General features: G+C 70.6%; 14 protein-coding genes. 2 read left to right on the forward strand and 12 right to left on the reverse strand.

What is annotated here, in order from left to right; translation table 11 throughout:
• Positions 1-65 precede the first annotated feature (65 nt).
• A complete protein-coding gene (locus tag PSS76_RS17035) occupies positions 66-617 on the forward strand; it encodes a type II toxin-antitoxin system PemK/MazF family toxin (protein WP_064059060.1) in 552 nt (183 codons plus the stop codon).
• 61 nt (positions 618-678) lie between these two features.
• On the opposite strand, the gene PSS76_RS17040 is transcribed toward PSS76_RS17035, so the two are convergent.
• On the reverse strand, positions 679-1449 hold the full coding sequence (locus PSS76_RS17040; RefSeq protein WP_005512291.1) for an aquaporin: 771 nt from the start codon (positions 1447-1449) through the stop codon (positions 679-681).
• Between the two features lie 327 nt (positions 1450-1776).
• Between PSS76_RS17040 and rpsT the strand changes: the two genes are divergently transcribed.
• Positions 1777-2037, forward strand: coding sequence for a 30S ribosomal protein S20 (gene rpsT, locus PSS76_RS17045; RefSeq protein WP_005512288.1), 261 nt, complete (start codon positions 1777-1779; stop codon positions 2035-2037).
• A gap of 157 nt (positions 2038-2194) precedes the next feature.
• Here the strand turns inward: rpsT and holA are convergent, their stop codons facing one another.
• The 11 genes from holA to PSS76_RS17100 all read right to left on the reverse strand — a co-directional run bounded on the left by holA (position 2195) and on the right by PSS76_RS17100 (position 13735).
• On the reverse strand, positions 2195-3172 hold the full coding sequence (gene holA / locus PSS76_RS17050) for a DNA polymerase III subunit delta (RefSeq protein WP_005512287.1): 978 nt from the start codon (positions 3170-3172) through the stop codon (positions 2195-2197).
• Entirely contained in the window at positions 3169-5547 is a 2379-nt protein-coding gene (locus PSS76_RS17055; RefSeq protein ID WP_084869539.1) for a ComEC/Rec2 family competence protein, read from the reverse strand. Before PSS76_RS17055 ends, holA begins: the two co-directional genes overlap by 4 nt.
• Positions 5544-6419: a ComEA family DNA-binding protein gene (locus PSS76_RS17060; RefSeq protein ID WP_081181974.1), complete on the reverse strand. Its 876-nt coding sequence runs from the start codon at positions 6417-6419 to the stop codon at positions 5544-5546. Before PSS76_RS17060 ends, PSS76_RS17055 begins: the two co-directional genes overlap by 4 nt.
• A 68-nt stretch (positions 6420-6487) precedes the next feature.
• Positions 6488-7366, reverse strand: coding sequence for a DegV family protein (locus tag PSS76_RS17065; protein WP_013416490.1), 879 nt, complete (start codon positions 7364-7366; stop codon positions 6488-6490).
• 4 nt (positions 7367-7370) lie between these two features.
• On the reverse strand, positions 7371-8126 hold the full coding sequence (gene octT / locus PSS76_RS17070; RefSeq protein ID WP_005512283.1) for a diglucosylglycerate octanoyltransferase: 756 nt from the start codon (positions 8124-8126) through the stop codon (positions 7371-7373).
• Between the two features lie 40 nt (positions 8127-8166).
• Complete coding sequence (locus PSS76_RS17075) at positions 8167-8898, reverse strand: histidine phosphatase family protein (protein ID WP_022596732.1); 732 nt, start codon at positions 8896-8898, stop codon at positions 8167-8169.
• Positions 8895-9311, reverse strand: coding sequence for a ribosome silencing factor (gene rsfS / locus PSS76_RS17080; RefSeq protein WP_005512281.1), 417 nt, complete (start codon positions 9309-9311; stop codon positions 8895-8897). Before rsfS ends, PSS76_RS17075 begins: the two co-directional genes overlap by 4 nt.
• Positions 9312-10007, reverse strand: coding sequence for a nicotinate-nucleotide adenylyltransferase (gene nadD, locus PSS76_RS17085; RefSeq protein WP_022596734.1), 696 nt, complete (start codon positions 10005-10007; stop codon positions 9312-9314).
• Between the two features lie 81 nt (positions 10008-10088).
• Positions 10089-11537 carry a vWA domain-containing protein gene (locus PSS76_RS17090; protein ID WP_084869536.1) on the reverse strand — a complete coding sequence of 483 codons (1449 nt, stop codon included), beginning with the start codon at positions 11535-11537 and terminating at the stop codon, positions 10089-10091.
• A gap of 13 nt (positions 11538-11550) precedes the next feature.
• Positions 11551-12432, reverse strand: coding sequence for an AAA family ATPase (locus PSS76_RS17095; RefSeq protein WP_005512277.1), 882 nt, complete (start codon positions 12430-12432; stop codon positions 11551-11553).
• 19 nt (positions 12433-12451) lie between these two features.
• Positions 12452-13735 carry a glutamate-5-semialdehyde dehydrogenase gene (locus tag PSS76_RS17100; RefSeq protein ID WP_084979452.1) on the reverse strand — a complete coding sequence of 428 codons (1284 nt, stop codon included), beginning with the start codon at positions 13733-13735 and terminating at the stop codon, positions 12452-12454.
• Between the last annotated feature and the right edge of the window lie 31 nt (positions 13736-13766).

Genomic DNA, 13766 nt, shown 5'->3' on the forward strand with positions numbered 1-13766 from the left:
TCCCCGGGTTCGACGCCAGCTCGGTTCCCGGGCGCCGACGGTCTCCGGCGTTAAGCTCGGCTGTCATGGCGAGCACTTGGGGCAGCATCGGCAGGAAGCTCGGCGACTTCGCCGTCACGCAGGGCCCGAAGCTCCTGCGCCAAGTGCAGAACACGCCGGCGGTCAAACGCGCGACCGCGGCGCTCGCGGGCCCACCGTCCGGGGTGCCGGGTCGGCCGGTATCGCGTCGGACGTCACCGACCGCGCACCGCGCCCGCCGAATCGAGTACGCCCCCGATCTCGACGGCCGCGCCGATCCCGGCGAGATCGTCTGGACGTGGGTCACGTACGAGGAGGATCCCGGCCAGGGCAAGGACCGGCCGGTGCTGGTCGTCGGCCGGGACGGCAACACGTTGCTGGGACTGATGCTCTCGTCGAACAGCGAGCGCGACGACGAGCCGAACTGGCTGGCGCTCGGCACCGGCCCCTGGGATGCGGACAGCAGGCCGAGTTGGGTGCGACTCGACCGGGTCCTCGACGTTCCCGAGGCGGGCATCCGACGGGAGGGCGCCGTTCTCGACGTCGATCGTTTCGAGACGGTGGCCGCCCGCCTACGCGCCGACTACAGCTGGCACTGACACCTTCCACGACACGGCAGGGGCCCGGCGCATGCTCGCGCCGGGCCCGTGCCCTGTCGCGTCAATCGTTCAGTCGGTTGTACCGGCCGAACAGTGCCCGGTAGATGACGGCACCCAATGCGCCGCCGATGAGTGGGAAGACGATGAACAACCAGACCTGCCCCATCGCACCCGGCTGGTACGCCGCGACCGCGAAACTCCGGGCGGGGTTGACGGACGTGTTGTCGATCGGAATCGAGATGAGGTGGATGACGGCGAGAGTGAAGCCGATCGAGACGCCCGCGAGCGGGACATCGGACAGCTGATCCGTCGAGGCGAGGACGACGAACACCAGCAGTGCCGTGAGAACGATCTCGACCGTCATCGCCGCACCGATCCCGTAACCGGGTTCGACGAGCTTGCCGAGCGGACCGGTCTGGGCCGACGGGCTGTGGACACCCCAGCCGTTCGCGGCCAGACCGTCCTCCCGACGGTTGTAGCTGGGGACACTCTGCGCTATCGCGTACACGGCCAGACCGGCCACGAGACCGCCGACGACCTGGGAGAGCACGTAGAAGCCGGCCCTGGCGGCCGTCACCCGACCGAGAATGTAGTGCCCCAGCGTGACGGCAGGATTGACGTGGCAACCCGAGATGGGGCCGATCGCGTAGACCAGGAACATCAGCGTCAGGCCGAACGCGAGTGCGATGCCGAGCTGACCGACCGTGCTACCCGAGAACACCGCTGTGCCGATCGCCGCGAACACCAGCACGAAGGTTCCGACCCCCTCGGCCAGGTACTTCTTGAGGTCGGAGATGTGTTCCTTCTCCGCGATTTCCTGTGCTGTCGACATTCACACCCTCACTTCCGAACCGAAGAGCGCCTGATGTTTCCGAACGGACGTTACGTACATCTCGGTCTCGTTTCGGCACATTCGGTACTCTCCGAGTCCGAATCGGTATGCGCGAGAGTGCGTTCCGACGGACCGCCAGCGGTGGTCGCGAGCACCGACCCCGCCGACACCCCGGCCACCGACCCGCATCAGCGTGTGGGTATGCTTTCCAAGCCCTGGACGGCCACCGGTTTGAGAACACCACACGGGTACTGGTAGTGTCGTCGGTCGGCGCATCCGTGCGCCCAGAGCTTTCCGACAGAAACCAAAGACGACAGGATTTTACGCGTGGCCAACATCAAGTCCCAGGTGAAGCGGATCCGCACCAACGAGCGCAACCGACTCCGCAACCAGTCGGTCAAGTCCTCGCTGCGTACGGCGATCCGTTCCTTCCGCGAGGCCGCGGCAGCCGGTGACAAGGACAAGGCCAACGAGCTCCTCGTCGCCACCAGCCGCAAGCTCGACAAGGCAGCCGGCGCCGGCGTCATCCACGCCAACCAGGCAGCCAACAAGAAGTCGGCGCTCGCGAAGGTCGCCAACTCTCTCTGACAAGTTTCTGACGGTTCCACCGTCGCAAGCTCTGTGGAAATAGCCCCCGATCGATGATCGGGGGCTATTTCTTGTTGTCGTCTCGGTCCTGTCGTCGCCCCGACCACGGACCGAAAACCTGCATTCGGTGCGGGCCGAAGGGGCCCGCACCGGTGGTTCAGCGCCCGCCGTGCAGCGCGACGATTCGCTGCACCGCCGCTTCCACCGCGTAGTCGGCGTCGGCTGCTTGTCCCTTGACCTCGGCGTTGAGCCGGGCGACCACCTGCAATGCCTCTCCGATCGAGGCCGGATCCCAGCCGCGGACCTGCGCCTGCGCCTTCTTGATCTTCCACGGCGGCATGCCCAACTCCGACGCCATTCGGAACGGGTCGCCGCGACCGGCCGAGCCCACCCGGGCGATCGTGTGCACCGCGTCGGCGAGGGCGTCGGCGAGCAGCACGTGCGGCACACCCCGGTGCATCGCCCACCGCAGCGACTCCATCGCGCCGCGCCGATCCCCCGCCACCGCCTTGTCGGCGACGTCGAATCCGGACACCTCGGCCTTGCCCGAGTAGTAGCGCTGGACGGCGGACGCATCGATCTTGCCGCCGGTATCGGCCACCAACTGCGAGCAGGCGGCGGCGAGCTCACGGAGGTCGGACCCGACGGCCTCGACGACGAGTTCGATCACTTCCGGCGACACGCGCACGCCCGCCGTGCGGAACTCCCCGCGCACGAAGTCCACTCGCTCGTTCGCCTTGAGCTTGGCGCACTGGTGCACGACGGCGCCGGACTTCTGCAGCACGCCCGCCATCGCCTTTGCGCGACCGCCGCCGGAGTGGAGTACGACCAGCACGACGCCCTCGGGGAGGTCGGCGGCGGCGTCCTGCACCAGCGCGACGGCATCCTTACCCGCCTCGGCGGCGGCTTCGAGGACCACCACCCGGTCCTCCGCGAACAGTGACGGGCTGAGCAGTTCCGCCAGTTCCGGCGCGCTCGCGTCCCCGGCGCGCAGTCGCGAGACGGGCATGTCCTGACCGGCCGACCCGGCAGCCTCCCGCACGGCGGCGATCACCGAGGCGACCGCGCGTTCGACCAGGAACTCTTCGTCACCGAGGACGAGGTGGAGCGAATCGGGCCGCGTTGAGGTGCTCACCGCACGATGTTCCCACGAGAATGCCCGACGACGGCAAGCGCCCCGGACCCCGAGCGCGCCACCGCCACATCGCCGTCCCGGTCGGTGCGCACGGTCACCGCGCCGAGCGCCGCGAGCCGTTGGAGGATGCCGGGATTCGGGTGCCCGAAGGTGTTGTCGGCCCCCACGCTCACGAGCGCGACCCGCGGCCGGACCGCGTCGAGGAACTCCGGACTCGTCGTGCGGGACCCGTGGTGCGGGACCTTGAGCACGTCCGCACGCAGTGGGATCTTCGACCGCAGCAGCGCGCGTTGACCGTCCTCCTCCACGTCGCCGGTGAGCAGGAGGCGCCCCGCCGCCGTCTCCGCCATCAGCACGAGAGATGCGTCGTTGGCGCCGTCTTCCGCGGCCGCCGGTGTCCGGGGTTCCGGGAGCAGCGGCCCCAGCACGGTGATCCGAACGGCACCCACCGTCAGTTGGCGTCCGGCCGCCAGGCGCACCAGCGGCACGTCCGCGCGCGACGCCGCCGCGGACACGAACCGAAATCCGCCCTCCGGCAGGCTCGCCGGTCCGATCGCCACGGCCCCCACCGACCGCCCGTGCAGGACCGCGTCGAGTCCGCCGTAGTGGTCCGCATGCAGGTGCGTGACGACGAGTAGCGGGATCTCGTCGATGCCCAGCCGCCGCAGGCACCGGTCCATCGGACCCGGCTCCGGACCCGCGTCCACCACCACGGCCCTCCGCCCGCCGGCCGACAGCACCAGCCCGTCGCCTTGCCCGACGTCGCACGCCACCAGGGCCCACCCCGACGCGGGCCAGCCGGGCTGGTGGAATCGCGTCGGAACCCACACTGCCGCGACGCCGACCGCGACCGCCAGCAGCATGCGTCGCGACCACGGGTGGCGCGCGGCCAGGACCGCGACCGCGATCCCGACGGCCACGATCACCGCGCCCCCGAGTCCGTTGCGAACGGCGAGGTTTCCGCCCGGTACCGCCGCCGCGCGGTCGGCGACCTCGAGCAACCACCAGAGCGGGGGCCCGGCGACGCGGACGAGCAGGGTGGCCGCGGGCAGCCACACCACAGCCAGCACCGCCGTCGCCGCACCGACCACTGTGATCGGCGCGACCGCCGGCGCCACCAGCACGTTCGCGACGATCGAGACGATGCTGACCGTGCCCGACATCGCCGCCACCAGCGGCGCGGTCACCACGAACGCTGCGAGTGCGACGGCGCACATCTCGGCGAGCCAGCGCGGCCAGCCCCGTGCCCGCAGCCGCGCCACCAGAGCCGGCGACACGACGACCAGACCTGCGGTCGCGAACACCGACAGCGCGAATCCGAAATCGACTGCGAGCGAGGGCGACAGCGCCAGCAGGACGACGACGGACGCGGCGAGCGCCGGAATCGCCTGCTTGCGTCGACCGGTGACCAGCGCCAACAGCGCGACGCAGCCCATCGCGGCGGCGCGCAGCACACTCGGCGACGGCCGGGCGATGACGACGAAGGCCACCAGCGCGATCCCCGCCAGCAGCGCACCGGTGCGGGGCCCCAGGCCGACACCGCGGACCACGAGAAGCACCGCACCCAGGACGATGGATACGTTCGCCCCGGACACCGCTGTCAGATGGGTGAGTCCGGCGGCGGTGAACTCGTCCTTGGTCTCCTGCGCGAGCCCCGAGGTGTCGCCGACCACCAGGCCCGGCAACAGACCCGCCTGGTCCGCCGGGAGGGCGGAGCCGGCAGCGGACGCCAGTCGGTCCCGGACCACCCCGGCCCACCTCTGGATGGCCGGCGGCTCGGCGACGTGCTGCGGCGATCCCGTCGCCCGCACCACGGCCACCGTGAGATCGCGGCGCTCGGGCTCGGCGAGCCGGCCCCGCAGGGTCACCCGCTGCCCGGGCAACAGGCCGGCCCACTGCTCTCCCTCGGCGAACATCAGTATCGACCCGCCCGCCCGCAGCACGGTCCGGTCGGTGCGGACCTCCTGTAGCGAGGCGCGCAGCATCAGCTGACGCTCCCCTCCGAAGCTCTTGCCGCGCAGCACCTTCGGGTCGTCGCCGAGTTCGACGACGAGCGTCGCGGAGCCGCCGCCCGCCGTCAACGCGGCCAGGGGGTGTGTCTCGACGGCGTGCGCTCGCACGGCGACGGCCGCGGCGAAGCCCGCACCGAGCAGTGCCGCCGCGACCACCCCCACGCCGATCCCCAGCACAACCGACGGGCCGGCGCGACGCCGTCTCCACACGAGAAGCGCGAGCACCGCTCCCACCGCGGCCGACACGATCGCCGACACGGCGGCCGGCCGCCACCCCGCCAGCAACCCGACCAGGGTTGCACCCCAGCAGGCGGCCGCCGACGGGACCAGACGCAGATCGAACGGGTGGTCCCGCTCGCTCACAACGTCACCAGGTCGCGTAGCTTCGCCAGTCGCGCGGGTCCGATGCCGTCGACCTCGCCCAACTGCTCGACATCGGTGAACTTGCCGTTGCTCTGCCGCCACGACACGATTGCCGCCGCGGTGACCGGCCCAACACCGGGCAGCGAATCGAGCTCCCCCTCGCCCGCGGTGTTCAGGTTCACCTTCCCGGCGGCCTTCCCGCCACCGCCGGCTGCGCTCCCCGGCGCCGCACCGGGGCCGACGCGGGCACTGCCGACGGTGGTGGGACCGCCGTCCGGCGGCATCGCCCCGACCAGGATCTGGTCGCCGTCGTCGACCCGTTCGGCCATGTTCAACCCCAGGACGTCCGCGCCGGGGCGTGGCCCGCCCGCGGCGGCGAGCGCGTCGGCGACCCTGGATCCGGGCGGAAGCCGAACCAGCCCGGCCTGATTGACGAGACCGACCACGCTCACGACCAGTTGCGCGTCCCCGACGGGTTCCGCCTCGACCGCCGGCGCCGGCAGGCCGGCGTCCTCGTCGCCGACGGCCTCCGGCTCGCGCACCTCGACGACCGGCAACGGTGGAACCGCCTGCGCGGTGGGACGATCCCGCCACACCGCCACACCCGCAACTCCGGCGGCGATCAGCCCTGCGAGGACGAGGACCGCTGCGCCCCGGCGGCCGAGGGCCAGGCGTGACCGCGGTGAGAAGCTCGTGGGCTCGTCCTGCTCCGGCGCATCGCCGCGTTCGAACAGCCAGCCGGGAGCCCGTTCGTCGGCGGCGTCGAACGCGGAGCCGTCGCTGTGGGACTCGGCCGCGGTCCGCGGCACCGCCGTCTCGGACGCCGTCACCAGTCGACTGCGCACCGTCGCTCGATCCTGATCGCTACCCATGGGGAGAAGCTAGAACCCGTATCCGGCAGGACAGCGGCCGAATCAGCCGACGAAAAGAAACCTGTGGATCAACGATCAGCTGTGGATGACGGGCTCGAATCGCCCTCCGCTGCAGGTAGATCTGCCCCGCCTGGGCACACCACCACACCGACCGCACCCGGACCGACGTGCGCGCCGAGGACCGCACCGATCTCCGTGACGACAACCTCGCTCAGATCGGGAATCCGATCCTTCAGCTGCGCCACCACGTCCTCGGCCCGTTCGGCGGCATGGGAATGGTGCACGGCGACCGCGGCCGAACCCTCCCCTGCCTCCATCACGGCGGCGTCGACGAGTTTGGCGAGCGCCTTGCTCGACGTCCGGGTCTTCTCGCGGAGGACCAGTTTGCCGTCGACGACGTGCAGGACCGGCTTCATCGCGAGCGCCGTACCGAGCAGAGCCGCGGCCGTGCCGATCCGTCCGCCTCGACGCAGGTGCTCGAGACGGTCGACGACGATGAACGTCCGCCCCCGCGCTGCCACCTCCACGGCACGCTGGTAGACCACCTTGAGGTTGCCCCCGGCGCGTGCCACCCGGGCGGCCGCCAGCGCCGGGAACCCGAGGCCCATTCCCGTCGACTCCGAATCGACGATGCGCACCTTCTCGCCGAGCTTCTGTGCGGCCTGCCGGCCTGCCTCCCAGGTGCCGGAGAGACCGCGCGAGATGTGCACCGCGACCACGCCGTCGCCGCCGCTCTGTTCGAGCGCCGCCGCGTACGCATCGGTGAGCTCCCCGGGCGACGCACCGGACGTCGTCACCCCGGACAGGTCGTCCGGAACCGGGTCGACGCCGTCCAGGAGATCGCGGCCGCCGCTGAGCAGATGCAGCGGGACCACCCGGATGCCGAAGCGATCGACCAGTTCGGGCGACAGACAGGCCGACGAATCGGTCACGACGACGACGGGCACGGCGCTACTCCGCTCCGGATTCGGTGGACGGCACCGGACGTCGGACGTTCTTGATCGCGTCGATCATCGCCGCGGCCACCTCCTCGTGGGCGTCCCAGCCCCAGTGGATACCGTCCGGGTTGGCGTGGTCGGAGAAGACGTTGTCGCGCACGGCGGCCGCCAGATCGACCATCGGCACCCCCTTCTGCGCGGACCACGCCTCGAGGGCCCGCACCGCGGGTTCCCGTCCGGCGTGCACCCGACCGTACGCGTCGCAGCGATGCACCGACGGATAGGTGCCGATCACCGGGAGGTCCGGCCGGATCGCAGCGAGCGCGTCCCGGCAGCTCTCGAGATATTCGACCGACAGCCGCGGCGGCAGAGCGACGGGTCGGCCCAGCTTCGACAGCCGCGGCTGCAGCCACTGGTAGCCGGTGCGGACGACCCGTCGCAGCGCCGGCGGACGGATGTAACGCAACTGCTCACGCAGTGCCGTCGGCAGCGGCGACGGCAGGGAATCCATGCCGCCGACCGCGAACACCACGGCCCCGGCCTGTGGTACCGCGGCCCACACCCGCGGGTCCTGCGTGATCGCCCACCAGGCGTCACGACTGGTCCAGCCGATGCGCGCCACCAACTCGACCCGCCAGCCCAATTCCTTCGCGACCAGGCTCGGCCAGATCCTCGGGTGATCGGCGGGGAGTCCGCCCTTCGGTCCGTAGTAGGCGAGCGAATCCGCGACCACCAGCAGGACCGGCTGCTCCGGCTCGGACGCGGTCACGACGGCGCCGCCGTCAGATGCCGACTCGACGGCGCCGCCGTCAGAGCACGTCGCCGGCGACGTTCGCCGACGCGTTCCACACATCCAATCGCCATACCGGTTCCGTACCCTCCCCGTGTCCGCTGAGCTGCACCCAGCTGGTGTTCCCGAGTCCTCCGAGCACCGGCCAGCGATCGGCCGGAAGGTCGAGCAACCGCGCCGTCAGCGCAGCGATCAGCCCACCGTGCGCGACGAGCACGAGGGGGCGCTCCGCGCCCTGTGCGCCGTTCCGGTAGTCGGAACTACCAGAAAGGCGCACGGGTGCGTCAGCGCCTACGCCCCAGTTCTCGTGGCGCGCGAGCAGTTCCTGCACCACCGGCAAGCTGCGGGCGGCGACGTCGATCCGGCTCTCCCCGGCAGGCGGCGCCCACTCGGCGTCGGTCCGCCACCGCGCCCGCGCGCCCGGCGAGATCTCGTCGACATCGGTGTGGGTGAGCCCCTGCCAGTCGCCGAGATGCGTCTCCCGCAGGCGGCTGTCGGTCTCGACGGACAGCCCGACGTGGTCGCCCAGCGCGAGCGCGGTGTCGTGCGCGCGGCGCAGGTCGGACGAGACGATCGCGAACGGCTGCTTCTCGGCGAGAGCCTGCGCGGCAGACTTCGCCTGCGCCCGCCCCAGATCGGACAGGTCGGTGTCGAGCTGTCCCTGCATCCGGTTGCTCGCGTTGTATTCGGTCTGCCCGTGCCGCAGCAGGATCAGCCGCCTGACCGCGGGCCCGGCTGCGGCCGCCGTCACTGCTCCGACTCCCCCGCCTCGTCGGCCGGCTCGTCGAGCGACAGGCTGCGGGGCTCCACGCCCTCGACGGGGATCACCGGGCAGTCCTTCCACAGCCGGTCCAGCGCGTAGAAATTGCGCTCGTCGGTGTGCTGGATGTGTACGACGATGTCGACGAAGTCGATCAGGGCCCAGCGGCCCTCGCGCGCTCCCTCGCGGCGCACAGGCTTGTGCCCGGCCTCACGCAGCTTGTCCTCGACGTTGTCGACGATCGCGTTGACCTGACGTTCGTTGGCCGCCGACGCGATCACGAAGCAGTCCGTGATCACCAGCTGCTCCGAGACGTCGAGCACCACCACGTCCGAGGCCAACTTCTCGTCGGCCGCCAGTGCCGCGATTCGTGCCATCTCGATGGCGTCGTTCGATGCGCTCACTCAGTGTTCTCCCGGTTCTGCTTGTACTGAAGATTGTGAAGGGTCTGCGGCCGGGTGTCGCGCCGGGACCGGCTCCGACATCGTGACCGCCCCGTCCAGCCGCTCCACCCCGTGCGGTCGGTACAGGTTTCGCTTGCTGATGTACTGCACCACCCCGTCCGGCACGAGGTACCAGACCGGCCGGTGCTCGCTGGCGCGCAGCCGGCACTCGGTGGACGAGATCGCCAGCGCGGGGATCTCGATCAACGTCACCGCATCGCGCGGCAGCCGCTCGAGGTGCGACGAGAGGTGCTCGGTGTGCAGCTCGTAGCCCGGCCGCGAGACGCCGACGAATTTCGCCAGCGCGAACAGCTCCTCCCAGTCCTGCCACGACAGGATGCTCTCGAGTGCGTCGGCACCCGTGATGAAGTAGAGCTCCGCGTCGGGGTGCTGGGCCCGCAGATCCCGCAGGGTGTCCACCGTGTAGGTGATCTTGCTGCGGTCGACGTCGACACGACTCACCGAGAACCTCGGGTTCGACGCCGTCGCGATGACCGTCATGAGGTAGCGGTCCTCGGCCGGACTGACGTCGCGGTCGTCCTTCTGCCACGGCTGTCCCGTGGGCACGAAGATCACCTCGTCGAGAGCGAATCGATCGGCGACCTCACTGGCCGCCACGAGGTGGCCGTGGTGGATCGGATCGAAGGTGCCACCCATCACGCCCAGGCGGCGCCGCGGGGCGATAGCTGTCGGCTGCTGCACGAGGATCCAGCTTACGGGCTGCCGCGGCGCACCCGGTCACACAGGCAGCAAACCGGCGACCACTGCCGCCAATTGCTGCGCGGAGCGGCACTCGTGCATGTCGATCACCTCGTTGTAGACGAGCGCCGCGGAATCGCCGGTCCCCCACTGACCGTGCGGTTCCGGGTTGAGCCAGTGCGCGTGCTTCGCGACGGACACCAGAGCCTCGAGGGCCGGCAGGCCGGGATCGCGATAGTTGTTGCGGGCGTCACCGAGGACGAGCAGAGAACTCCGTCCGGTGAGGGTGTGCGCGTATCGCTCCGCAAACACCCCGAGCGAGTGCCCGTAGTCGGAGTGCCCGTCGTAGGTGATCAGTTCGGCCTCGCGGATCATCCGCGACATCGACACCCCGAGATCGGCCCCGGTGTCGAAGAACCGGGTCACCTCGTCCGTGGTGTCGATGAACGCGAACACCCGCACCCGCGAGAACTGCTCCCGCAGGGCGTGCACCAACAACAGTGTGAAGTGTGAGAAGCCGGCCACCGACCCCGAGACGTCGCACAGCAGCACCAGTTCGGGGCGGGCCGGGCGGGGCTTGCGCTGCACCAGATCGATCGGCACCCCGCCGGTCGACATGGACTTGCGTAGCGTGCGCCGCAGGTCGATCGCGCCCGAGCGAGCCCGGCTGCGTCGTACCGCCAAGCGGCTCGCCAACAACCGGGCCAGCGGGGTGACGCTGCGCCGCAGGGCCACCAGTTCGGAGTCGGATGCCCGCAGGAAGTCGACCTCTTCGGCAAGCTTGGGCACCCCGTAGTTCGCCACCCGCTCCTTGCCGATCCGCTCCGCCGACCGGCGCCGGGTCTCGGACTCCACCATCTTCCGGAAGTCCATGATCCGCTGGACCGCGGCGCGCTTGGCGACCTCGGACGCGTAGTCGCCGCCCGACTTCCCTTCCTGCGGCTGGTTGCCCAGCAGGCCCGACAGGATCTTGTCGAGGAGCGTGTCCGGCGCGACGTTCCGCAGCGCCTGGTACGCCGAGAACGACGGGCCGTTCGTCGACTCGTACCTGCCGATGTCCTCGACCATCTGCGCGACGAGCGCCTCGAGCTGTTCGAGCGCCTCCGACGAATCGTCCGAGAGGAGTTCGGCGAGCAGTTCCTGCAGCGCGTCGAAGTCGATCTCGCCGTCCGGGGTCCGGGGAATGCTCGGGGCTTCGTCCGCACCCTGACCCCGCAGGCCCACGCCGGCCGGGAACCACAAGTCGAACAGCGCGTCGAACGTGGCCCGATGGGTGGGGCGGCGCAGCAGCGAACACGCGAGTCCCTCGCGCAGCGCCTCCCGATCCAGCAGATCCAGGACGGACATCACCCGGCCGGCGTCGACCGTCTCGGACGGCCCGACCGAGATGCCGCGCCGACGCAGCGCCTCGACGAAGTCGACGAGATGACCGGGGATTCCGTGCGGCGCGGGCGGGCCGCCACGACGGTTCGCGGGCGAGGTGACCATCGGTCGGGTCCTCTCAGTTGAGGCGCAGTTCGGCGGCGGCGCGCTGCTGATCCGCGCGGTGCTTGAGCACCACACCCATCGTGGCGCGGACGGCGTCGTCGTCGAGGGTGTCGAGTCCGAGCGCGAGCAGCGTCCGACCCCAGTCGATGGTCTCGGAGACCGACGGCACCTTCTTGAGCTGCATGCCGCGCAGCACGTTGACCGTGCGGACCAGCTGCTCCGCGACGGCCTCGGGCAGTTCGGGCACCCGGCTCGCCAGGATCCGTCGCTCGAGGTCGGCGTCGGGGAAGTCCAGGTGCAGGAACAGGCAGCGCCGCTTGAGCGCCTCGGACAACTCCCGCGTCGCGTTCGAGGTGAGTACCGCGAAAGGCTTTCGGGTGGCGGTGATGGTGCCGAGTTCGGGGATCGTGACGGCGAAGTCGCTGAGCACCTCGAGCAGCAGGCCCTCGATCTCGACGTCGGCCTTGTCCACCTCGTCGATCAACAGCACCGTCGGGTCCTCACGGCGGATCGCGGTCAGCAACGGCCGCGACAGGAGGAACTCCTCCGAGAACACGTCCTGCTTGGTCGCGTCCCAGCTGTGATCGCTGCCGGCTTGAATGCGCAGGATCTGCTTCGCGTGGTTCCACTCGTAGAGCGCGCGCGACTCGTCGACACCCTCGTAACACTGCAGCCGCACCAACTCGGCCGCCGACGTCTGCGCGACGGCCCGCGCCAGCTCGGTCTTACCGACCCCGGCCGGGCCCTCGATGAGCAACGGCTTGCCCAACCGGTCGGCGAGGAACACCGCGGTCGCGGTCGCCTTGTCGGCGAGGTAACCGGTCTCGGCGAGCCGTTCGACGACGTCGTCGACACTCGCGAACAGCGGCGGTGCGGTCGGCAGGGCGCGGTCCACGCTCAGTCCTTTCGGGCCGTCAGGCCGGTCGGGTATGACCGTCTCCCCAGACAGTCCACTTGGTCGAGGTGAGCTCGCCCAGACCCATCGGGCCGCGGGCGTGCAGCTTCTGCGTGGAGATCCCGATCTCCGCACCGAACCCGAACTGCTCACCGTCGGTGAAGGCAGTCGAGGCGTTGACCATAACCGCGGCGGCGTCGACACGCGTGGTGAACTCGCGCGCAGCGGACAGATCGGACGTCACGATGGCCTCGGTGTGGCCGGTGCCGTAGTGGTCGATGTGCGCGACGGCCTCGTCGAGACCGTCGACGACCTTGAGGGCGATGTCGAGGGTGAGGTACTCCTCGGACCAGTCGTCCTCGGTGGCGGGGACGAGACCGGGCAGGTCGCCGTGCACGGTGACGCTGTGCTGCTGCAGGGCCTGCAGCAGCTTGGGCACCGCGGTCTCGGCGATCGCGGCGTCGATCAGCAGCGTCTCGGCGGTGTTGCACACGCTGGGCCGGCGGGTCTTGGCGTTGAGGACGATCTTCTCAGCCATCTCGAGATCCGCGGCGGCGTGCACGTAGACGTGGCAGTTGCCGACCCCGGTCTCGATGGTCGGCACCGTGGCGTCACGGACGACCGCGTTGATCAGGCCGGCGCCGCCGCGCGGGATGACGACGTCGACCAGACCACGAGCCTGGATGAGGTGCGTGACACTGGAGCGGTCGGCGCTGGGTAGCAGCTGGACGGCGTCCGCGGGCAATCCCTGCTCGGTGAGCGACTCGCGCAGCACCTGCACCAGCGCGGCGTTGGACTTCGCTGCCGACGACGACCCGCGCAGCAGTGCCGCGTTGCCGGACTTGAGCGCCAGCCCGAACGCGTCGACCGTGACGTTGGGGCGGGCCTCGTACACCATGCCCACCACGCCGAGCGGAACGCGCACCTGTCGGATCTCGAGGCCGTTCGGGAGCGTCGAACCGCGGACGATCTCGCCGACCGGGTCGGCCAGGCCGGCCACCTGACGCAGACCCGACGCGATGCCTTCGACACGCGCGGCCGTCAGACGGAGTCGGTCGAGGAGAGAGTCCTCGGTGCCGGCCGCGCGGGCGGTCTCGATGTCCTCGGCGTTCGCGGCGAGCACGGCGTCGGTCGCGGTGACGACCGCGTCCGCCGCCGCCTGCAGGGCGGCGTCCTTCTGCGCGGTGGTGAGCAGCGCCAGCGCGCGAGACGCGACACGCGCGCGCCGGGCCGCGTCGTGGACCTCCTGGCGGGTGTCCCCGGAGTCGGTGGCGGCCGGTGAAGTGTGCGTCGCGGCAGTCATCTCTACAGATTAGCGAGCGCCGCGGGCGCAT

The sequence above is a fragment of the Prescottella sp. D32 genome (genome assembly GCF_037287305.1).
Classification (GTDB): domain Bacteria; phylum Actinomycetota; class Actinomycetes; order Mycobacteriales; family Mycobacteriaceae; genus Prescottella; species Prescottella equi.

Coding starts and splice junctions, on each gene's coding strand:
- PSS76_RS17100 (WP_084979452.1), bottom strand. CDS start 13,735: ATGACTGCCGCGACGCACACTTCACCGGCCGCCACCGACTCCGGGGAC.
- PSS76_RS17040 (WP_005512291.1), bottom strand. CDS start 1,449: ATGTCGACAGCACAGGAAATCGCGGAGAAGGAACACATCTCCGACCTC.
- PSS76_RS17090 (WP_084869536.1), bottom strand. CDS start 11,537: ATGGTCACCTCGCCCGCGAACCGTCGTGGCGGCCCGCCCGCGCCGCAC.
- PSS76_RS17060 (WP_081181974.1), bottom strand. CDS start 6,419: ATGGGTAGCGATCAGGATCGAGCGACGGTGCGCAGTCGACTGGTGACG.
- nadD (WP_022596734.1), bottom strand. CDS start 10,007: ATGGGTGGCACCTTCGATCCGATCCACCACGGCCACCTCGTGGCGGCC.
- PSS76_RS17035 (WP_064059060.1), top strand. CDS start 66: ATGGCGAGCACTTGGGGCAGCATCGGCAGGAAGCTCGGCGACTTCGCC.